The organism is Bowmanella sp. JS7-9 (assembly GCF_004329715.1).
Classification (GTDB): Bacteria; Pseudomonadota; Gammaproteobacteria; order Enterobacterales; family Alteromonadaceae; genus Pseudobowmanella; species Pseudobowmanella zhangzhouensis.
On sequence record NZ_JXSY01000021.1, the window covers coordinates 205593 to 226300 of the forward strand.

Annotated in this window: 17 protein-coding genes; 10 read left to right on the forward strand and 7 right to left on the reverse strand. The window is 50.2% G+C overall.

Annotation, left to right across the window (positions count from 1 at the left end):
* Window positions 1–85: 85 nt before the first annotated feature.
* From TK45_RS12460 to TK45_RS12470, 3 genes are all read left to right on the forward strand, one after another.
* Window positions 86–4243, forward strand: a complete 4158-nt coding sequence (locus tag TK45_RS12460) for a PKD domain-containing protein (protein ID WP_131259155.1) — start codon at window positions 86–88, stop codon at window positions 4241–4243.
* 224 nt (window positions 4244–4467) lie between these two features.
* Window positions 4468–5700, forward strand: coding sequence for a hypothetical protein (locus TK45_RS12465; RefSeq protein ID WP_131259156.1), 1233 nt, complete (start codon window positions 4468–4470; stop codon window positions 5698–5700).
* On the forward strand, window positions 5697–6479 hold the full coding sequence (locus tag TK45_RS12470) for a transglutaminase-like domain-containing protein (protein ID WP_217350837.1): 783 nt from the start codon (window positions 5697–5699) through the stop codon (window positions 6477–6479). The genes TK45_RS12465 and TK45_RS12470 overlap by 4 nt, the downstream gene beginning before the upstream one ends.
* Before the next feature lie 25 nt (window positions 6480–6504).
* Here the strand turns inward: TK45_RS12470 and rssA are convergent, their stop codons facing one another.
* The 3 genes from rssA to TK45_RS12485 form a co-directional block, all read right to left on the reverse strand.
* Entirely contained in the window at window positions 6505–7395 is an 891-nt protein-coding gene (gene rssA / locus TK45_RS12475; protein WP_131259157.1) for a patatin-like phospholipase RssA, read from the reverse strand.
* A 143-nt stretch (window positions 7396–7538) separates the two neighbouring features.
* Window positions 7539–8540 (reverse strand): ABC transporter permease, encoded by a 1002-nt coding sequence (locus TK45_RS12480; protein WP_131259158.1) that lies wholly within the window; start codon window positions 8538–8540, stop codon window positions 7539–7541.
* Entirely contained in the window at window positions 8533–9444 is a 912-nt protein-coding gene (locus TK45_RS12485) for an ABC transporter ATP-binding protein (protein WP_131259159.1), read from the reverse strand. The genes TK45_RS12480 and TK45_RS12485 overlap by 8 nt, the downstream gene beginning before the upstream one ends.
* Before the next feature lie 191 nt (window positions 9445–9635).
* Here TK45_RS12485 and TK45_RS12490 point away from each other — a divergent pair, with 191 nt between their 5' ends.
* Window positions 9636–11234: a winged helix-turn-helix domain-containing tetratricopeptide repeat protein gene (locus tag TK45_RS12490; protein ID WP_131259160.1), complete on the forward strand. Its 1599-nt coding sequence runs from the start codon at window positions 9636–9638 to the stop codon at window positions 11232–11234.
* A gap of 18 nt (window positions 11235–11252) precedes the next feature.
* Here the strand turns inward: TK45_RS12490 and glpK are convergent, their stop codons facing one another.
* On the reverse strand, window positions 11253–12731 hold the full coding sequence (gene glpK / locus TK45_RS12495; protein ID WP_131259161.1) for a glycerol kinase GlpK: 1479 nt from the start codon (window positions 12729–12731) through the stop codon (window positions 11253–11255).
* Window positions 12728–14248 (reverse strand): glycerol-3-phosphate dehydrogenase, encoded by a 1521-nt coding sequence (glpD, locus tag TK45_RS12500; RefSeq protein WP_131259162.1) that lies wholly within the window; start codon window positions 14246–14248, stop codon window positions 12728–12730. The genes glpK and glpD overlap by 4 nt, the downstream gene beginning before the upstream one ends.
* Window positions 14249–14542: 294 nt before the next feature.
* On the opposite strand from glpD, the gene TK45_RS12505 reads away from it, so the two are divergent.
* From TK45_RS12505 to TK45_RS12530, 6 genes are all read left to right on the forward strand, one after another.
* Window positions 14543–15376, forward strand: coding sequence for a class I SAM-dependent methyltransferase (locus tag TK45_RS12505; RefSeq protein ID WP_131259163.1), 834 nt, complete (start codon window positions 14543–14545; stop codon window positions 15374–15376).
* Window positions 15377–15404: 28 nt separating this feature from the next.
* The gene (locus TK45_RS12510; RefSeq protein WP_131259164.1) at window positions 15405–16187 is read left to right on the forward strand and encodes an isoprenylcysteine carboxylmethyltransferase family protein; all 783 of its coding nucleotides are present in this window, start codon (window positions 15405–15407) and stop codon (window positions 16185–16187) included.
* Between the two features lie 102 nt (window positions 16188–16289).
* Window positions 16290–16685: a hypothetical protein gene (locus TK45_RS12515; RefSeq protein ID WP_131259165.1), complete on the forward strand. Its 396-nt coding sequence runs from the start codon at window positions 16290–16292 to the stop codon at window positions 16683–16685.
* Window positions 16686–16755: 70 nt separating this feature from the next.
* Window positions 16756–17187 carry a DUF2177 family protein gene (locus tag TK45_RS12520; protein WP_131259166.1) on the forward strand — a complete coding sequence of 144 codons (432 nt, stop codon included), beginning with the start codon at window positions 16756–16758 and terminating at the stop codon, window positions 17185–17187.
* Between the two features lie 123 nt (window positions 17188–17310).
* On the forward strand, window positions 17311–17886 hold the full coding sequence (gene yeiP, locus TK45_RS12525) for an elongation factor P-like protein YeiP (protein ID WP_131259167.1): 576 nt from the start codon (window positions 17311–17313) through the stop codon (window positions 17884–17886).
* Between the two features lie 153 nt (window positions 17887–18039).
* Complete coding sequence (locus tag TK45_RS12530) at window positions 18040–18693, forward strand: N-acetylmuramoyl-L-alanine amidase (protein WP_131259168.1); 654 nt, start codon at window positions 18040–18042, stop codon at window positions 18691–18693.
* A 2-nt stretch (window positions 18694–18695) separates the two neighbouring features.
* Here TK45_RS12530 and TK45_RS12535 read toward each other — a convergent pair whose 3' ends face one another.
* Window positions 18696–19511, reverse strand: a complete 816-nt coding sequence (locus TK45_RS12535) for a hypothetical protein (RefSeq protein ID WP_131259169.1) — start codon at window positions 19509–19511, stop codon at window positions 18696–18698.
* Window positions 19512–20549, reverse strand: coding sequence for an LD-carboxypeptidase (locus TK45_RS12540; RefSeq protein WP_254426610.1), 1038 nt, complete (start codon window positions 20547–20549; stop codon window positions 19512–19514). It abuts the gene before it with no gap.
* Between the last annotated feature and the right edge of the window lie 159 nt (window positions 20550–20708).

Sequence of the window (20708 nt, forward strand, 5' to 3'; positions counted from 1 at the left end):
TTTGTTACAAATTTATCGCTTCATTTTTTCGGCCTTTGTCTTTAGCATCTGCCGGTTTTTTCCTCAATGAATTGGAAGTTGTAAAATGCAGGGACGTCATTCTGACCGTTTGTTGTCGTTATTAGTTTTTGGAACCTTATTGTCTGGATGCGGGGGCGGTGGAGAATCGTCTTCGAGCCAAACGCCACCGCCGGCACCTGTGCGTACCGGAGTATTTTTGGATGCAGCTGTTGAAGGGCTCAGTTACACGAGTACGTCAGGCGAATCAGGTGTCACTAACGCCGCTGGTGAGTACAAATACAAAGATGGCGCCATGGTTACCTTCTCGCTGGGTAGCATTCAGTTTCCAGCGGTAGCAGCGGCAAGAACCGTCACCCCTTTCAGTTTTTTTGAAAGCCGTAATTTACATGATCCAGAGCTACTAAATACCCTGCGCTTATTGCAGTCTCTGGACGCCGACAAAGATCCGTCCAATAACATTCAACTGGATGCCAGTGCGGTACAAAGACTGACCGCCGCCAGTATTACATTCGCGGATTTGGCTCTTAGCGCCGATGAATTTGAGCAATTGTTGGTGAGCACTGACGTGTTTACGGCCGCGGGCAATACTTCCATGGTCTCCAAGGGGGCAGCGATGCAGCACTTTGCCTCCACGCTGAATTCCTCATCACAGTTGGATACTGATGGGGATGGGATCAGTAACGTCAATGATACTGACGATGACAATGACGGTGTTCCTGACAGCAAAGATCTGTTTCCGTGGGACAGCAGCGAAAGTACTGACTTTGATTTAGATGGTATTGGTGATTCGGCGGATGACGATGACGACAACGACGGTATCGTTGATGTTAGCGACCCGACATTACGCCTGATTTACGAAATGTCCTCTTCGGTAGTGACTATTACGCACCATCAATACCACGCAGATAGCAATAAACTCTTTATTACCAATAAAGGTGCCAAATCACTGCTTGTCATCAATCCAGATGATGGCCAGGTGCTACAAACACTTACCTTTGAAAAAATGCCGTGGCGTATGGCGCTTAGTGGCAACACCCTGTACGTCAGCTTATTAAACCGTGATTTCCAATATTATTCGACGGAAGGCGAGGGCGGCGAAGTTGTTGTAATGGATATTTCCGGGGCAACAGCACAAGAAATACGTCGATTTACCGTTACGGTTGATCCATTTGATATTGTGGCGACCTCTCAGGGTAAAGTTATCGTCTCTTCGGGTTCCAATCAGTGGACATCGATACAGGCATACAATGGTAGTGACGGCGTATTTTTGGGTAGCGCTGGGATTCGCCACCAGTCATACCTGTCACTGGATCCAGCCGAAAAAGCAGTATTCGCTGCGGACACCGACCTTTCGCCGTCAGATTTCGAGAAATTTGATATCTCCGTCGAAGGGATTTCAGCGCTCGGCGATTCCCCTTATCACGGTAGTTATTCACCCAGCGGCAGAGTGTGGGCCGCAGGTGAGTATGTATTCTCACGATCTGGTAATGTTTATAACGCGTCTGATATGACGTATGTATCACGTATTTTGCCCGGGCAATCAATTTCAGATGTGCAGGTAGACATGACGCAAAACATAGCATTTGTGGTGTCTGCAGGCGTGACCTACCTGGTCAACCTGGAATCCGCGGAAGTGTTCAGTGGCATTGCAAATCCTGGTGTGGTGCAGCATGTACTTGTCGGCGATGCGATCAATTACACCCTGGCCATGTCAAATAATTCGCTGGTGTTAGTCAAGACTCCACACCCTTGCCCTAGCTGCGGAACCAATACCAAGCCGGTTGCAAACTTCACATATACGCCGACGCAGGGCTCAACCACAGATACCTATGAGTTTGATGCGTCTATGAGTAATGACGCGGAAGATGGTCATCAACTGCAGTTTCGTTGGGATATGGATAACGATGGACAGTGGGACACGAACTTCAGTACCGATCCACAATACAGCCAAAAATTTCTGACTGCTGGCACTAAATTTGTCACCTTGCAGGTGCGCGATTCGGCTGGCGCGTTACACAGCAAAACAATCGATATTCAGGTGGAACAGGGTATTGATAGTGGCGAAGTGATCAATGATTCTGCGCCTTTCGAATTACAGTTCAATGTCACCGCGACGGCTATCGACAGTGTCAGACAAAAAATGTACGTGTCTGATAAGAGTGCAAAACGCTTGTATGTGGTGAATTTGCAAACCGGACAAACGGAGAAGTTTTTCCAGTTTAGCTATATGCCAGAACGCATGACAATTTCACCTGATGGCGCGAAATTATATGTGGCGTTACTGACCCAAGAACACAGTTCTTATTGGTGGGAAGAGGAGCAGAATGGCTACATCGCCGTATTTGATCTCGCTCAGCAAGCTCAGGTAAATGTGTATGAAATCCCGACCGATCCCTATGATTTGGTTGTGAATAGCCAAAACAAACTGATTGTCTCCTCTGGGTCGGGTCAATGGACTGATATTTACGCGTTTAATGCTGACGACGGTACGGTACTTGGTAAGGCAGGTATTCGTCAGGCTTCGCGCTTATCATTGCATCCTTCAGGAGAAATGGTATTCGCGGCCGACACGGATTCATCTCCTTCTGACTTCGAAAAATTTGATATCAGCGGCACAGGAATTGTGTCCGTTGGGGACAGCCCTTATCACGGTGATCACAGTATTGCGGGCCAGGTGTGGGTGTCACCTGCCGGCGATATTCTGGTCAGTCGCGGTGGTGATATTTTCCGCACGTCGGATATGACCTATGTGCAATCAATTTCAGGTATCAATGGCGCAATTAAACAGGTGACTTTTGATAGCGCGCAAAACCTCGCCTTTGTGGTAATGCTCGATGGTCAGGTGAGTTATTACAACTTAACCACCTGGGTAGAAATTGACTCGCTGGCAGTGTCTGACGCCACTGGCGTTGTTGTTGTAGATGGTAGCGTATTGGTGCTGCAGAACGGTGGTGTGAATACTCAGTTAGTGAGTCTGGATCATCCATGTATGCAGTGCGGAGCGAATACCGCGCCGGTTGCCAGTTTTACTTATACCCCTGCACAGGGCACGACGCTTGATACCTATGAGTTTGATGCATCGTCGAGTAGTGATGCTGAAGATGGCGCAGCGCTGCAGTACCGCTGGAACTTTGATAACGATAACCAATGGGATACTGAATTCAGTGACAATCCACTGACCAGTAAAAAATTCATCTCGGCCGGGACGCGATTTGTCACGCTGCAGGTCAAAGACTCTGCTGGCGCATTGCATAGCAAAACCCTGGATGTTGAGGTTGCACAGGGCATTGATTATGGCACCACGGTCAATGATTCAGTGGCGTATAGTCTGGCGTTTGATGTGACTGCAACCGCGACGGATGCATTACGTAACAAGCTGTATGTGTCGGATCAGGCCGCCAAACGAGTGTATGTGGTGAATCTGGAAACCGGCCTCACAGAAAAATATTTTGAATTTGATTTTATGCCGGAGCGCATGACGATTTCCCCTGACGGTGGAACCTTGTATCTGGCCTTGCTAACGCAACAACACAGTTACTCCTGGTGGAAAGAGGATCAGAGCGGCTACATCGCTGTGTTTGATCTGGCGCAGCAGGCACAAACTCTGGTGTATGGTATTCCTACCGATCCTTACGATTTAGTCGTCAATGATCAAAACAAGCTGGTTGTATCTTCAGGTTCAGGCCAGTGGACGGATATCTATGCGTTTAATGCTAACGACGGTGCTGTGTTGGGTAAATCCTCGATCAGACAAAGTAGCCGCTTGTCGCTGCATCCATCCAGTGATCTGGTGTTCGCCGCCGATACCGACATAACTCCGTCAGATTTTCAGAAGTTTGACATCAGTGGGACTGGCATAAGATCACTGGGAGACAGCCCCTATCACGGCGATTACTACATTGATGGTAAAGTCTGGTTGTCGCCGGATGGCAATAATGTAATTAGTCGCGGCGGTGAGATGTTCCGGGTCGCCGATATGAATTGGCTGCAAGCACTTGATGGCGTTGATTCCGCTATACACGACATCGTGTTTGATACGGATAATAACCGTCTGCTAATGCTGACGGACGCAAGCCTGATTGCCTTAAGTTTAAGTGACTATGCTGTTACCAGCGTGTTGCCATCGCAGGGTGCCAAGTCGTTGGTAATTAGTAATGGCCGTGTGTTTGGCTTGCTCAACGGCGGGTTAAGCACCACCGTCATAGAGTATGTATTTGAATAATCCCGGTAATGGCGCACTATCCGGTGCGCCATTTCTCTCTATAACTCAGAGCCAGTAATTTCGTGCGGCAATCCTGCTGCGTGTGAACCTCAAAACACAGGGCATATCCGCAGTTCACGATGGATGGATTCATCTTTCTTCTGCATGTATGCTGCGCTCACAAAAACGAAAAATTAAACAGGGAATGTGTTTTTCGCCGTCCCTCTGTCAAGGAATGAAGTTGTATGAATCTTGGTAAAGTTACTTCTGCGTTATGTTTGTCTGCCAGTCTGTCATTACCCTCTATGGCGACGGATTTGATTAATTTGAAAGAATTGCCCGAATGGATCCAAACCGCATCGGCGCGTGAGGCGACGGTAGCTCAACGGGGCAAAGTGGCGATTGAACAGTTTAACGTCGATGGTGAAGTCATTGGTGAGGTAGTTCACGCAGAAGGCGAAGACGGTACCTGGTATTACAATTTTAATATTGGAACTGCCTCGCCGGTTGAATGTTACGTATTTACTGAGTTCGATGGCGCAGCAAATTCGTTGCACAGCATTATTGAATACAGCTTGTCTGGCGCTGAAACCTTAAACAAAAAAGAGCTCACCGATAAATTCAATTTTGCAGTTGATAGTGGTGTTATCGGCGATACGCCGTATTTACTACTAGATACCCTGTACAAATTGTCTGATGGAAAAGCGCCGGTTTTGGGCACCTTGAAAGGCTTAGCTGCACGGACTAACGACACGCTGCAGGTGTGTGTTCACAATGAAATGGGTTACCGCAGCACATTTTTTGAAGTGTTCGAATCGTTTGTGAATCTGTTTACCAAGACTGAGGCGCAGCCTGAGTTTTTTGAGATGGTACATCAGATCACACTCAACGGAATGGCAGTGGGGTATGCCCGCGAGAAATATAGTGTGGACAGCGACAACGATGTTCATCAGTTAACTGACACGGCATTTTTAATACCGGTTGATGCGAATAATGTCATGCGTTCTGATACGTTGAATGACGCGTGGAGCCGCCAGGATGGATCATTGATCAATGGATACGAGCACAATATCGAAAATGGTGAGTTGGCCTCTGAATTCTCTATTGAATTTAAAGATGAAAGTTGGCTTGTCAGCGGTCAAATGCAGGGTAAAGAGGTCAATTCTACGCTCGAGTATAACGGCTGGTTATTATCGAGCATCGGCAGCTACCGCGCAGCAGCAGAATTATTGGCGAGTGATGAAACATCCGCAGAATATCAGTTATGGACATCACAGGCGGATCCGACCTCGGCGATGAAAATTGTTGTAAGTAAATTAACCGACGATAACAACGCTAACATTAAAGTCGACATGGGCCCTATGGTGTTGAAATACCACTCTGATGAACAAGGCGTTATGCACAATGGTGTAGTGATGCAGGGCGGTATGGAGTTGGGTTTTGCGCCACTGTATAGCAAAGGTACTCCACAACCGTGAGGGGAATTCTGATTGGGCTGGCATTGCTGGCTTCCAGTTTCGTCGTTGGTGCGCAAAGTGTACCTACGTTAGCCATGCTGGACGTGACATTAGCGCGCGGGGAATCCCTGCCGCTAGTGGGACGCATTGAGCTGAACCTGACGACCAGTGACTCCGCGCTTACGCTAGCAGAGCTGAAGCGCTGGTCAGGTGTAGAAGTGATGCAAAACGAAGATGGTACTTTGCGCCTGTCTATCGTCCGTCAGCCTCAGATGCAGGATGGCTACACTGAAAAAGATCTGCTGGATACATTTGTCATGGACTTCACCGAGGCGAGTGTACTGGCGGTAAAGGACGCATATTTAGAGTCACACCCAACACTCGAGTCCGTGCAGCAACTGGCGTCTTTTGTTAGTGGTTTTATTACCCAACCTACCTATGTAAATGGATTTAATATTGCTTCAAAAGTCGCTACCCAACGCAGTGGCGATTGCACGGAATATGCGGTGTTGACTGCTGCGTTGGCACGCTCGTTGGAGATACCTGCGCGGGTTGTTATTGGCAGTGTCATTATTGGCGCAGAAAATGAATTGCTGGGCTTTGGACATGCGTGGACTGAAGTTTGGTTTCAGAACAGATGGCAAATTGTGGATGCCGCACTGTATGGTGAGAACAGAGAGCAAATTTACTATTTACCCGCTAGCGTCATAAAAAATGAAGGGCCCGGCTTTATGTTCGGACTCGCAGGCATAATGAATCTTATGCCACATAAGTTGACGAACATCCGCAGCGTTAAGTAGATAAAGCGAGCCAGAGCTCGCTTTTTTAATCCATCATCAGCTGATATTTAATTTGCGCGGCCAGACGCTCGACACTTTGGCGGCCTTCTTCAATCAGCTCCTCCGCGCGATAGAACTCCATAATGCCAAAGTCACGCAATTGAGGTTCGATAATCACGTCAGGTGGGTCGCCGGCCAAACGTGAGCGGGTGACGCGTGCCTGCAGAATCTCCAGCGAGTTGGACATCACGCTGATGATGCTGGGAGGTGCCGGTTCGCGGCTGCCGTTACCAAATTTTTCCCGAAGAAATGCATGGCTTTTGGCAAGGAAGTGATCGGTTTTTTCCTGATTATGTTCGTGTTCCTGCACGGTGCGTTCGGCCAGATCCGGCCTAAAATCGGCACTGAGATTCACCGCAATGATGACGTCGGCTCCGAGCGCGCGACACAGATTAACCGGAACCGGATTGACCACGGCACCATCTACCAGCCAGCGATCATTCAGGCGATGGGGTGGGAACAACCCTGGGATCGCGCAGGAAGCGCGCACGGCCGGCAGAATCTCACCGGTTTTAAAGTTGACTTCTTTACCGCTGTACATATCCGTGGTGGTGATCGCCAGTGGCTTTTGTAACTCTTCAAAGGTGGGGGCGCTGAAATTCTCTGCCAGCATCTCAAACACCTTTTGCCCGTGAGCGAAGCCGCCTTTATTCAGACCGATCCCCATCAGACGGATAACCTGCCACTCGGTCAGGGATTTAGCCCATTCGGCAAGAGGTTCCAGATTACCACTGGCATACGCGGCGCCCACATAAGAGCCAATCGAACAGCCCGCGACTACATCGATATGAATGCCCATTTCTTCCAACGCGCGAATAATGCCGATGTGCGCCCAACCGCGCGCCGCGCCGCTACCTAATGCCAGACCTACTTTCATTCTTAGCCTCTGTCCTTGCTATGGGTAAATTGAAAAATTGCTGTCTTTTCATGCTATTACATTGGGACAAAGTTACTTTTGGCAAGTGGTTGTCCGCAATTTACTGCATATGATCTGGCTATCACCAGCGTTCAACAATCCTGTTAACGCCCCTCGCCTTGCCAGCGGAACAGCCAGGAGCCAACAGCCATAAACAAAGCTGTCATACCCGCCATGGCCCATAGATGAAACTGAATATCTAACAGGCCAGCCCCGTCATTCATAATGGCGCGTGCGGCCTGTAACAAATGGGTAAGTGGTAACAACAGGGCTATGTTTTGCACCATTTGCGGGGCGCCCTCCAGTGAAAACCACACGCCGGAAAGCAGCATCATAGGCCAGCTGATTAGATTAAGCAGGCCACCGGTAAGTTCTTCGCTGTGGCTGCGGCTGGCGATCAGCAAGCCCATGGCGATCATGGCCGCGGCACCAAACAGGGTCACGATTAACAGATTCAGATAGCTACCGAGCATGTAAAAATCGAACATCCAGTTACAGGCGATAAATACGCCACTGGTAATGCTGACCACAATAAACAAACGCGACAGGATCTGCGCGGCAATAAATTCGACCGGTTTTAATGGCGTGGCCTGCAGGCGCTTGAGTACCGAACTTTTGCGGTAGCGTACAATCACGTAGCCCACCCCAAACAGGCAGCTGAACATCATATTCATACCCAGAATACCTGGCAGCACCCAGTCCAGATAGCGAATTTCGCGGCCTTCGAGCTTTTGTGCCTGATAATCAGGCAGCTGGCCAACTAACAACTGTTCGGCAAAATACCCCTGTGGCGAGGAGGAATTGATCCAATACGTCTTTGCGGTGGAGTCGACGAGGATATCCAGCTGATGGCGCTGCAATTTAGCTTTGGCTTTATCCACATCCTGATAGGTGACGTATTCCACATGGGGCATATGGAAAAAGCTATTGTCGGTGACCGTCTGCATCACGCCTACTTTGTATGCTGCGCGCCCATCACCACTGAAAATAAACGCAAAGCCAATTACCAGCAGCAGAGGGAAGGCCAGATTCCAGCCCAGTGAACTGCGGTCGCGGAAAAACTCCAGATTACGCGCGATAAACACCGCCCAAAAACGCTTAAGCATGGCTAACCTCCTGTTTGGCGCCTGACTCCTGCAGCCCGTGGCCGGTGAGTTTCAAGAACAAGTCATCCAGATTGGCGGTTTTCACATGCAGTCCTTCTAAATCGGCGCCGTCTTCTACCAGCAGGCGCAGTGTTTGCTCGACCGCGTCGGTATGGATGTGCCAATGGTTATGCTCCAGTTGCGGCTGACATTGCTGCATGATTTGTGCAGACAGAGTCTGGTTACGCAGGCGGATTAGCACGCCAGAAAAGTGCTCAGCCAGCAGTTCCCGTGGCGCACCGCGGGCAATGATCTTGCCCTTGTCCATGATGGCGATGTCATCGCACAAGGTTTCCGCTTCATCCATGTAGTGGGTGGTAAGCACAATGGTTTTTCCTAATGCTTTGATTCGGTTGATTAAATCCCAGAAATTACGCCGTGCGTGGGGATCGAGCCCGGTGGTTGGCTCATCCAGAAACAGAATGTGAGGATCGTTAACCAGCGCCAATGCAAGTAACAGGCGCTGCTTTTGGCCGCCCGAGAGTTTACGGTGATCCTGATCGGCGAAGTCCTGCAGATGACATAACGCAATCAGTTCTTCTTCGCCCAGCGCGTTAGGATAAAAACTGCCAAACATGCGCAGGCATTCGCGCCCGGTCAGGTAGTCCTGTAGCGCAGTATGCTGAAACTGGATCCCGATGCGCTGGTTCATGCCGCGCTGCAATACCTCGCCGGCGTACAGGATTTGCCCGCCATCAGGCGTGACAATGCCTTCCATCATTTCAATCGTGGTGGTTTTGCCCGCACCATTGGGGCCGAGCAAGCCAAAACAGATCCCTTGCGGTACGTCGAAACTGATGTCATTTACCGCGATAAGTTGTTTAAAACGTTTCTGGAGGTGGCTGACCTGAATGTATGCGGACACGAGCCGTCCCTGTGTGAATGTGCATCGCTCCATCATGCCCGAGCCAACGCGGTGCGTACAGTGACAAATAAGTGAACAGGCAGCTTTTGCAAAGGGCCGCAGATATGGTTAATCTTTGAACAACAAACAGGCTTCGCGCCTATTGTTCAGGTTACCCTGAATGTGACGCGACGAGGGAATGGCGCACCGTTATGAGTTACACCTTTGATCAATTCGAAGTCGATACCGACAACTACCAGTTGCGTTGCAATGGGAAGCCTCTGGCGATAGAGCCACAGGTGTTTAATTTGCTGGCGTATTTATTGGCCCATCGCAGCAATGTGGTCAGTAAAGATGAGCTGATGGACAAACTCTGGGCCGGTAAAATAATTAGTGAGTCAACCCTCAGTAGCTGTATCAAAGACGCCCGCAAAGCTATCGGTGACGATGGCAAAGAGCAAAAATACATTGCCACTGTTAATCGGCGCGGATTTCGTTTCGTTGGTGAAGTGACAGAGCCACAGGCCGTGGGCGGCAGCGCTGCTGTGCAACCGGTCGATGAACAGTTACGCCAAAGCGCCATTGCAGGTAGCCAGGAAGGCGGCAGTGTGTGTCTGTTTCCTATTCGTAATCTGGCGCCGGATAAGCGTATCGTGATTGCGGTGTTACCGTTTCAGTGTCTCGGCGGTGAGCTGGTGGAGTTTTGTGCCGAGTCTCTCTACGAGGATATCAATATTCATCTGGCACGCACGCCGGGCTTTCTGGTGACCTCGCGTAACTCTGCTGCTTACTACCGTGCCCATCAGGCCAGCCATAGCCATATTGGCCAGGAGTTGGGCGCGCAGTATGTGGTAGATGGGGCGATTCGTAGCTTAGGTGATCAAATCAATCTATCCATTAAGCTGGTGGAAGTGGATGGTGATCGGGTGTTATGGGGGCTTAGAAAAAATTTGCCATTAGCTGATTTGGCCACCCAACTTGAAGACATCACCTTAAGCATCACCAGTGCGATTGAACCTGAGATAAACCGGGTGGAATTTGCCTCATTGCGTAAACGCCGTCAGGTGGATTTGGCCGCCTGGGAATTATATCGCCAGGGCCACTCAGTGCTGGGATTAAAAGGCTGGAGTGAAGAGAGCTTTCAGGAATGCGCCGATTTATTGCGTCAGGCCATCAGTAAAGATCCTGAACTGGCATTTGCCCATGCGTATTTGTCTCTGACGCTGGCAATTGGCCATTTGGTCGGGCTGGTTAACCACGATGGCTGGCATGAGGAAGCACTGGCTGCGGCGGAAAAAGCCTTGTTATTAGATAGCCAGGATCCGGATGTGCTGGGGTATGTGGGCTGCGCGTTTGCCGATATGGGCGACTATTTTCGCGGTATTAAGTTATTGGAACGCTGTGTGGAGCTGGACCCCAGCAATGCGCAGGGCTGGGCGGCACTCGGTGCGGCGCAGTTACAGATTGGTGAGGAGCGGGGTTTTACCAATATGTATCACGGCATTCGTATCAGTCCGCGGGATAACCGGATTGGAGCCTGGGGAGCGTTACTGGCCAGAGCGTTGCTGAGTTTTGGCCGCTTGGATGAAGCGATTGAAGTGGCACAAAATGCTTGTGCCTTTGATGATAAAATTTTCCTGCCGCGGGTAGTGCTGGGCATTGCGCTGGCTCAGGCGGATCAACCGCAGGCGGCAGCCACCGCCATTGATGATGCCCGGCGCATTCGGCCTAATCTGAGTTTGGGCGACATTCAGCGCTTTGTACGTCCGGAAGAAATGCCCAAGATGCAACAATACGCATTGCTGGCCTAATCACCGGTACTGCGGCGGTTATTGGCAGACTAACACTTTTCTAACGGCATCCTGCCAGCCCTGATAAAGAGCGGAGACGACTTCCCTATCCAGTTGTGGCTGGCGTTGTTGCTCGGCTTGCCAAAGTTGCTGAATATGCGCGGTAGAGTCAAACAAGCCCTTGTGTAAGCCAGCCAGGTAAGCCGCGCCCAATGCCGAGGTCTCCACCGTGACCGGGCGTTCAATGTTAATTGCCAGAATATCCGCCAGAAATTGCATAAACCAGTTGTTCGCCGCCATCCCACCGTCGATACGCATGGTATGAATGCTGATGCCATCCTGCTCGATAGCCGCCAGCAGATCTTTGGTTTGGTAGCCCACTGACTGAATTCCGGCGGAGACGATTTCATTGATACCGGACGCGCGGGTCAAGCCGCTAATCGCGCCTCTGGCGTCCGGATCCCAATAGGGTGCACCTAAACCCGTTAATGCGGGCACAAAATACACGCCGTGATTGAGGTTGGTTTTTGCTAACAGATCTTCGGTGTCTGTTGCGCAGCGAAACAGATGCAAATTATCGCGCATCCATTGCACGGCGGCGCCGGCGATAAAGATACTGCCTTCAATGGCATAGCTGGCTTCACCGTCGATTTGGTAGGCGATGGTGGTCAGTAATTTATTGTGGGATGTCAGCGCCAGTTTGCCGGTATTGACCATTAAAAAGCAGCCGGTGCCATAGGTGCTTTTGGCCATCCCTTCGGTAAAGCAGCCCTGACCGATCAGTGCGGCTTGTTGGTCGCCGGCGATCCCGCCGATGCAAAGTGGCGCACCAAACAGGTGGCAGGTGCCGAAATCATCCGCACTGTTTTTTACCTCTGGCAGCATACTGCGGGGAATATCGAACAGGGCGAGCAGCTCTGCATCCCAGCTATGGGTGTGGATATTGTACAGCAGGGTGCGACTGGCATTGGTGGCGTCGGTAAAGTGGGACTGACCTTCGGTTAAATGCCACAGCAAGAACGTATCGACTGTCCCAAACGCCAGTTCGCCCTGTTCGGCGGCGTGTCGCGCCCCCTCAACATTGTCCAGGATCCAGCGGATTTTAGTGGCGGAAAAATACGCGTCGATTAACAGGCCGGTTTTTGCATTAATGAGTTCGCCATGACCTTGTTCGCTGAGTTCGTGGCAGTACTGCGCGGTACGTCGATCCTGCCAGACAATCGCGTTATAAATCGTTTTGCCGGTTTTTTTGTTCCAAATCAGCGTGGTTTCCCGCTGATTACAGATACCGATGGCACTGATTTGAGCAACAGTGATGCCCGACTCATTTAGGGTTTGTTTAATGGTATTGAGCACCGATTGCAGGATGTCGTCCGGATCATGCTCTACCCAGCCATTTTGCGGATAATGCTGGGTAAATTCCTGGGAAGCGGAATGGATCAGGTTACCCTGCTGATCGAAAATAATCGCGCGTGAGCTGGTGGTGCCCTGGTCGATGGACAATAAATAGGGTTTCATAAATTCACTACCGATTTTGCTGTTGTTATGGGCAGTTCAAACATTGCCAAATAATTGCTCAGACTCTGCTGTTGCTCCTCACTGAGCTGCAGCCCTAATTTGGTGCGGCGCCATAAAATATCCTCGGCGCAGCTGGCCCACTCCTGTTGTACCAGATAATCGACTTCTTTTTGATACAAACCACAACCAAAATCCTGCCCCAAATCAATCAGTTGCATACAGTTCAGCAGTAGTTGCCGGGTATCGGTACCAAATTGGCGCACATAGCGCGCGAGTGTGGGCTTGGGCACAAAGCCATAGTCTTGGCATAGCGCTGCCAACAGCGTGTCACGATCGGTAAAATCGCCACCGGGCAGTGGCATACTTTGAGTACGGCAGGCTGTCATGGCCGGGAATTTAGGTTTAAGGGTATCTACTACCGCTTCAGCTAATTTGCGGTAGGTGGTGATCTTGCCACCGAAGGCGGAGATCAGCGGTAGCTGGCTATTTTGCCAGTTCTGCACCACGGTGTAGTCGCGGGTAACTTTCTGCGCTTCGACAGATTCATCATTCATTAAAGGACGCACGCCGGAGTAGGTGCTTACAATATCGTTGGCGGTTATCTGATGCTTAAAGTAATGATTGGCACTGTTGATCAGGTAATCGATTTCCTGCTGGCTGATAGCTGCATCATTCGGTGGGCCTGCATATTCCACATCCGTGGTACCCACCAGTGAATAGGCCTGCTCAAACGGGCTGACAAAAATAATGCGGCCATCGGGATTTTGCAGAATATAGGCTTCGTCGCCGTCATGTATTTTCGGCACGATGATGTGGCTACCTTTCACCAGCCGGATTTGCTGTGGGGCCTGGTAATTATCAATGTCGCCAAATAGCGAGCTAACCCAGGGGCCGGCCGCATTGACTAAGGCATCGCTGGTGACCTGAAATGATTGGCCATGCTGAGGCTGCAGTGACACGCGCCATTGGTTGTCATGCTGGTCGATGTGGGTGCAGCGGCAATAATTGATAATGGTGGCACCATGCTGTTCGGCAGCTTTGGCATTTAAGATAACCAGCCTGGCGTCATCAACCCACACATCAGAATAAGTAAAGCCTTTGCTTATTGTCGCTTTCAGCGGTGAGTTGGCATCAAAGCGCACGCTGCGTGAACCAGGCAACGTAGCGCGACTGGCCAGATTGTCATATAAAAACAGGCCGAGGCGGATCAGCCAGGCCGGGCGTAAATGGGATTGGTGTGGCAGAACAAAACGCAGCGGATGCATGATATGTGGCGCGTTTTTTAGCAGCACTTCGCGCTCAGCCAGCGCTTTGCGTACCAGCGAGAACTCATGGTGCTCCAGATAGCGCAGCCCGCCGTGAATCAGTTTGCTGGAGCGTGAGGAAGTTGCCGAGCCCAAATCATTCTGCTCGCACAACAACACTTTCAGCCCACGTGATGCCGCATCGGCAGCGATGCCGGTACCGTTTACACCACCACCGACAACAATAAGATCGTAATGCTCTGCAATAACCATAGCGGCTGTGAGCCTAACCCCTGCAATTGGTTGCGTATGTATAACATCATTAGCATTACCGCTTGCAGAAAGCGAACTTAACTCAACGCGAATCATAATTTATGCGGACGAAGAAAAAAGCGCGTTTTTTGCTCTATACGTATTTTAAAATTCTTTCGTAAAAACAAAGAGATAATCATCCCCACGAAATCCCCATAAAACCTCCAGGTTATCTTCAAGCCCCGCGAGCGACATCTCCCTATTCTTGCTCCTGTCGAGACAACAATGTCTTACCAACACACAGGAGAAAGAACCATGTTAACGATTACCCAACCACAACAAACCAATGCAGTTAATTATTCAGCAATAAAAGAAAAACAGCGTATTACCTGGGGCTCTGGTGATTACGGCCGTATCGGTGTGACGCTGCAAATTACCGGAGAGGAGTTATGCGAGAGTCTGGACGTGCATGCCGGTGATACGGTTTTAGATGTCGCGGCAGGCAACGGCAATGTCACGCTGGCGGCGGCGCGTCGTTTTTGTCAGGTGACATCAACCGATTATGTGGATGATTTATTGGCACAATCAAAATTACGGGCTGAGGCTGAAGGCCTGGCCGTGGACTATCAGTTCGCCGATGCCGAAGCGTTGCCTTTTGCGGACGAGCACTTCGACCATGTGGTCTCTACCTTTGGCGTCATGTTCGCCCCTAATCAGGCGCAAAGTGCCGCGGAACTGCTGCGGGTGTGCAAGTCAGGCGGCAAAATTGGTTTGGTCAACTGGACGCCGGAAGGTTTTGTCGGGCAACTATTCAAATTAATCGGCAGTTATGTGGCGCCACCGGCTGGCTTAAAGTCACCGGCGTTGTGGGGTACCCAAGTGTTTATTGATGAACATTTTGCCGCCGAGGCTTGTGAAATCACTTATCGGGTCAAGGAATTCAACTTCCGTTATCGCTCGGCGCAGCACTGGATTGATTTGTTCCGCGATTATTACGGCCCGGTGCATAAAGCGTTTGGGGCGCTGGATGCTGAGCAAGCGAATAGTCTGGAGCAGGATATTCATCAGTTAATCGCGCGGTTTAATCGTGATGCAAACCTTATGGTGGTGCCATCTGAGTATCTCGAAATTGTGATTCAGAAACGTTAATCCGTGGGACGAAATTGAGGATAAGATCATGAAAAGTACCAATGAATTAGTCGCTACTATGCCTGTGCAACTGGCTGGCACAAATTTGGCCAAACGCCTGAGTGTGCTGACTTATGGCATCATCGCTTACGGGGTGGGCTGCTTTGGACTCTTCTGGCTGATTCTCGGCGCAGGCGCTTTTGCGCCTGTTGGCCTGAGTCAGTGGCAGGCAGAGTCAGTTTGGCTGAGCCTGCTGGTGAATATGGGGTTAATTGGCCTTTTTACTCTGCAACATACCGTGATGGCCAGAGCCTGGTTTAAAAACTGGCTGACACGCTTTATTCCAGCAGCCACGGAGCGCGCCACCTTTGTTTTGATGTCGGGGTTAATGTGTTGCGCAATTATGTATGGCTGGCAGACGGTTCCAGGCGTGGTGTGGCAGTTACACAATCAGGTGGCGATGTGCAGCGTGTATACCTTGTATGTGACAGGCACTGCCTATTTATTGCTGGCAACCTTTGTGACCAACCACTTTGAACTGATGGGGCTGCGTCAGGTATACCTGTATTTTCGTGACATTCCCTATCAGCCGCTGGCGTTTACTAATAAGTTTATGTACCGCTACAGCCGTCATCCGATGATGCTTGGCATGCTGATATTGTTGTGGGCGGTGCCGACCATGACGGCAACGCGCCTGGTATTGTCTGTCCTGTTTACTGTTTACACCTTCATCGGAATTTTCTTTGAAGAGCGAGATTTATTAAAGAACTTCGGAGATACCTATCGTGAGTACAAACAAAAGATTGCCGCATTTATTCCCGGTATCTACTGATTCAATGCGGGCAGTGAGTGCAGTTCTGCCCGATGTTTTTCTCATTGCAGCCTGCCAGTCGAGCCCCTATGCTGGGGGCAACTTGCGTTAAGAGACGATGTTATGACTGAGGAATATCAGTGCTGGCAATGTGGGCAGGCACTCAAGGGGTTGATTTTGCCGTTATCGCGTCGCGAAGAATGCGGCGAGTGCGGGGCCGACCAGCATGTGTGTAAAATGTGTGTGCATTTTGATGGGCGCTATTGCACCGAACAGCGCGCCGAACCACCTAACGACAAAGAGAAGGCCAATTTTTGCGATTACTTCGCGCCAAAAGCTAACGCCTACAGTGGCGGTTATGTGGACAAATCTGCCGCAGCAAAAGCCAAACTAGCAGCGCTATTTGGTGATGAGCCTGCCGCACCTGCTGATAAGGCTAATGAATCTGCACAGCACAAAGCCAAAACGCCGGCCGAGTTAGCGGAAGAAAAGTTACGTAAATTATTAGGCGGCGACTAGCCCGAGCCTGTTTTAATATCCGGGATCTTATTCCTGATTTAAGTCTGATTCGTTTGAGGACAAACCTGTTGTGATTGCGAAAATTCTCCACCATTTACGTCCCCTGATTGTATCCATGCTGACTATTTTGTTGTGTTTTGCCGTACTGGATGGGATCTGGCTGGGATTAATCGCCCAGTCCTGGTATCAAACTGAGATGGCGAGCCTACTGCGTAATGAATTTATCCAGTGGCCGTGGCTGGTGTTTTATCTGAGCTATTCTGCCGTGGTGTTGGTATTAACCGTCATCGCCAATCGCGAAAAGCCCTGGTGGTACGCAGGTATTGATGGCGCCTTTTTAGGGCTGGCCAGTTACGGGGCATATAACCTGACCAACTACAGCATTATTGAAGGTTACAGCCTGTTTATTACGCTGGTGGACTGGAGCTGGGGCATTTTTGTGACCAGCATGAGTGCCATCGCCGGTTGGTGGGGCTTTAACCTGAAAACCAAGCCTAATTAATACATTCAGGCGCTTATTTAGTTATCAGTGGCTTTTCCAAAGAGCAAAAATGCTGGAAAATAGCCGGCGAATTTTAAAGCTAGTTGTCGGCTGCGCGCTGACTCAACAACGCAGGATTACCCCATGCCAAAGGCAAGTGAAATCAAAAAGAACAACACCATCATTTTTGATGGCAAAACCTGTATCGTGCGCGATATCGAGCGCTCTGTGCCGCAAGGCCGTGCGGGTGGCAGCATCTACCGTATGCGTATGTATGATGTCGTGACCGGTCAGAAGTTTGATGAGACCTTCAAAGACTCTGACATGCTGGATTATGCGGATCTGATCCGTCGTCCTGCGATGTTTTCTTATATGGATGGCGACGAGTTCGTGTTCATGGATAAAGAAGATTACACCCCATATCACCTGAACAAAGACTCTGTGGGCGATGACGCCTTGTTTTTCAATGAAGAGACTGACGGTATTCAGGTCATTATCGTGAGTGAAGTGCCAGTGGCGCTGGATATGCCAATGAGCGTTGAATTGCAGGTGGAAGAAACTGATCCGTCAATCAAAGGTGCATCAGCGACCTCGCGTACTAAACCAGCCAAGCTGACTACCGGTCTGGTTGTTCAGGTACCTGAATACATCAGCACTGGCGAATGGATCAAAATCAACACCGAAGAGCGCAAGTTCCAAAGTCGCGGTGACAAGCACTAAGACGCAAGTTCTGTGTTGCAAAGGCGGGCTCAGGCTCGCCTTTTTTGTTGCTGTGATTAGCTTTAACTCAATTTGTATTATGCCAGTCGCACAAAAGCATTTTATGCGGTGTTTACTGATAAGCTTGCACAAAAATACACAAGAGATAGTTAAATGCGTGCCACTGTATTGATGTTGTTTGTGATGTTAGGCGGTTGCGTCGGTGTAAATTCGCCCCGGATCACTCAATGGCCAATTACTTTTGATGCTGAACGTGAACAGTTGTCGCTGGAATACATGCGCGAACACTACGGTATTGTGCAGGAAAAAGCGGCGATCTCCCCCAATATGGTGGTAGTCCACTGGACAGTGGTTCCTACGTTGCAAAAAACCTTTGAGGTATTTAACCCCTCTACTTTGCCAGCGTCGCGGGCAAAAATCAGTGCGGCCAGTGGGTTAAATGTCTCGGCGCATTTTTTGGTGGATCGTGATGGCAGTATCTACCAGTTGCTGCCGACCAACGTCTTCGCCCGTCACGTGATTGGCCTTAATCACACCGCCATCGGTATTGAGAATATCGCCGACGGTGAAGCGCTGCCGCTGACTGAGGCGCAAATCGAGGCAAATATCCGCTTAATCCGTTATCTGGCTGGTAAGCACGCAATTGACTATGTGATAGGTCATCACGAGTATCAACGCTTTATCGGTCACCCATTGTGGAAAGAAAAAGACGCCAGTTACCTGACTGAAAAAACCGACCCCGGAGATGCCAATATGCAGATTATTCGTGCCGGTTTGGACGATTTGAATCTGCTGCCACTGCCGTGAAATCAGGGCGTGGTACTTATCAATTGCTCGAAAACGAAATCGATCATCTGTTGCTGCTCCGTTAGATGGTCTTGGCCAAAGCCATCGTCATCGACGCGTTCAGCTTCAATATTGATATAGCGTCGTCCCTGCTTTTCTGCCAGCACTGATAAAGAGCCGTCATCCTCATCTGGCTCCGTAGCAACCTGCGGATTTTGCAGCACCACGTTGAATCCGGCTTGTTGCATGTGTGCATAATCGGTCGGCTCGGTAATAAAAAACAGGTCGTCTTCATCCTGACCCGCATCATGCACCTTTAACAGGTATTTAGCGCCTTGCGCCAATTTGTCCTGATAACGCTTGATAGAGATAGTGCCGCGGCCCTGATGGCCATCATCATCGAATCCTTGCGTGTTGTTGTGAATGGCGACCCAATTGGGCGTTTGCAATTGAGCCAGAATAAAATCGGCCAGTTGCTGACTGAGCGCCATGGCGGTAACAAAATCCGGGGAGGTGCTTGTGAGGTCTTTGTTCAGTTTTAAAAGCGTCGCCTCGCGCCCGGCTGGGGTAAAAATGCGATTCGGATCAATCTCATAGTGCTGCTCGCCGATCTGCAAGTGAATGTGTCGTTGTCCGGATTGCTGCAGACGTACAAATTTGCCGCCAGTTTGTGTTACTTTGTTGGCCAGATATTGATTGGCGATGTTTTCATTCTGATGGGGGGCGAAAAACACCCAGGTATTCAGCTGTTCGCCGCTGGTAATCTCCAGCGAGATATCCGGTTGTGGAGCAAATAACAGCGACTGGCTTAACGCCAGTAACCCAACACTCGTCAACATTTAGCTCACCCCACTTTCCAATAACTGAATAGCGGGCTGACTGGTATCCAACCGCGCGCGGACCCCAATGGGAATCGTTGCCAGGTCGTCAATATGACCGATCATCAGGCCGCGTATCACTGGGATGCCCAAGGGTTGTAAATGATCGTTAAGCACCTGCTCGATGCTCAAGCTATTGCCATCTATTTCACAATCGCTGCATTTTCCAAACGCAATGCCCGCAAGTTGTTGTAATTTTCCTGCAAGTTTTAAATGTGTGAGCATGCCATCAATGCGATAGGGCGCCTCGCTGACATCCTCCAGAATCAGAATATTGCCGCGATAGTCCGGCTCGTAGGGCGTGCCGACTAACTTAACCATTAGCGACAGGTTGCCGCCGATAAGTTTACCTTCCGCTACCCCCGGTGTAATGACGGTGATGCGGTTGTCGCGCTCGGCGCGGCCCTCTGCTGTTTCAAACGCTGGTGGCGCAGCGATGGTGGCAGCCTGGGCGTCAAACAGCACCTGCTTGAACTGACTAAGGGTGTAATCTGTGAAGTTCTGCGCGGCGATCGGGCCATGAAACGTGACCATGCCGGTTTGGGTATAAATGGCGTTGAGCAGAGCCGTTACATCGCTGTAGCCGATTATCACTTTAGGATGTTTGGCGATGCTGGCGTAATCCAGATAAGGCAAGATACGGGGGGAGCCATAGCCCCCGCGCAAGCAGAAGATGGCATCAACGTCCGGATCTTTGAACATGGCGTTGACATCCGCTGCGCGGACTTGGTCCTCGCCGGCCAAATAGCCGTGTCTCGCATACAAATGCTGGCCGGTTTTTACCTTAAAGCCGAACGATTTGAGAATATCGATAGCAAAGCCAATATCCTGGTTTTCCATGACATTACTGCTTGGCGCAATCAGGCCAACGGTTTGACCGGCGCGTAAACGCGGTGGTTTATGCATCCCGGTTTTGCTTTGTGCGAAAGCCAGGGTGGGTTGCATCGCCGTTGCCAAAGCGCTGATGATTGCGGTATGAATAAACTCACGTCGTTCCATTATTTTGCTCTCGATAATTCCCTAAGTGGTAACCCATTATTGGGAATTCGCGGGTAAATGTCATGATATGTGGCAACAACTGGTCGTGTTCCCGCTCATTTCAGCGTATTGACTGAGCATATGCACAGAGACAGGGCGACTTGTTTTTATCAAAGCTTT

What these genes read in the sequence shown, in the direction of transcription:
- rssA (WP_131259157.1), bottom strand. Translation starts at nt 7,395, where the DNA reads ATGAAAGTAGGTCTGGCATTAGGTAGCGGCGCGGCGCGCGGTTGGGCG.
- TK45_RS12490 (WP_131259160.1), top strand. Translation starts at nt 9,636, where the DNA reads ATGAGTTACACCTTTGATCAATTCGAAGTCGATACCGACAACTACCAG.
- TK45_RS12505 (WP_131259163.1), top strand. Translation starts at nt 14,543, where the DNA reads ATGTTAACGATTACCCAACCACAACAAACCAATGCAGTTAATTATTCA.
- TK45_RS12460 (WP_131259155.1), top strand. Translation starts at nt 86, where the DNA reads ATGCAGGGACGTCATTCTGACCGTTTGTTGTCGTTATTAGTTTTTGGA.
- TK45_RS12510 (WP_131259164.1), top strand. Translation starts at nt 15,405, where the DNA reads ATGAAAAGTACCAATGAATTAGTCGCTACTATGCCTGTGCAACTGGCT.
- TK45_RS12535 (WP_131259169.1), bottom strand. Translation starts at nt 19,511, where the DNA reads ATGTTGACGAGTGTTGGGTTACTGGCGTTAAGCCAGTCGCTGTTATTT.
- glpK (WP_131259161.1), bottom strand. Translation starts at nt 12,731, where the DNA reads ATGAAACCCTATTTATTGTCCATCGACCAGGGCACCACCAGCTCACGC.
- TK45_RS12480 (WP_131259158.1), bottom strand. Translation starts at nt 8,540, where the DNA reads ATGCTTAAGCGTTTTTGGGCGGTGTTTATCGCGCGTAATCTGGAGTTT.
- yeiP (WP_131259167.1), top strand. Translation starts at nt 17,311, where the DNA reads ATGCCAAAGGCAAGTGAAATCAAAAAGAACAACACCATCATTTTTGAT.
- TK45_RS12540 (WP_254426610.1), bottom strand. Translation starts at nt 20,549, where the DNA reads ATGGAACGACGTGAGTTTATTCATACCGCAATCATCAGCGCTTTGGCA.
- TK45_RS12515 (WP_131259165.1), top strand. Translation starts at nt 16,290, where the DNA reads ATGACTGAGGAATATCAGTGCTGGCAATGTGGGCAGGCACTCAAGGGG.
- glpD (WP_131259162.1), bottom strand. Translation starts at nt 14,248, where the DNA reads ATGGTTATTGCAGAGCATTACGATCTTATTGTTGTCGGTGGTGGTGTA.
- TK45_RS12530 (WP_131259168.1), top strand. Translation starts at nt 18,040, where the DNA reads ATGCGTGCCACTGTATTGATGTTGTTTGTGATGTTAGGCGGTTGCGTC.
- TK45_RS12465 (WP_131259156.1), top strand. Translation starts at nt 4,468, where the DNA reads ATGAATCTTGGTAAAGTTACTTCTGCGTTATGTTTGTCTGCCAGTCTG.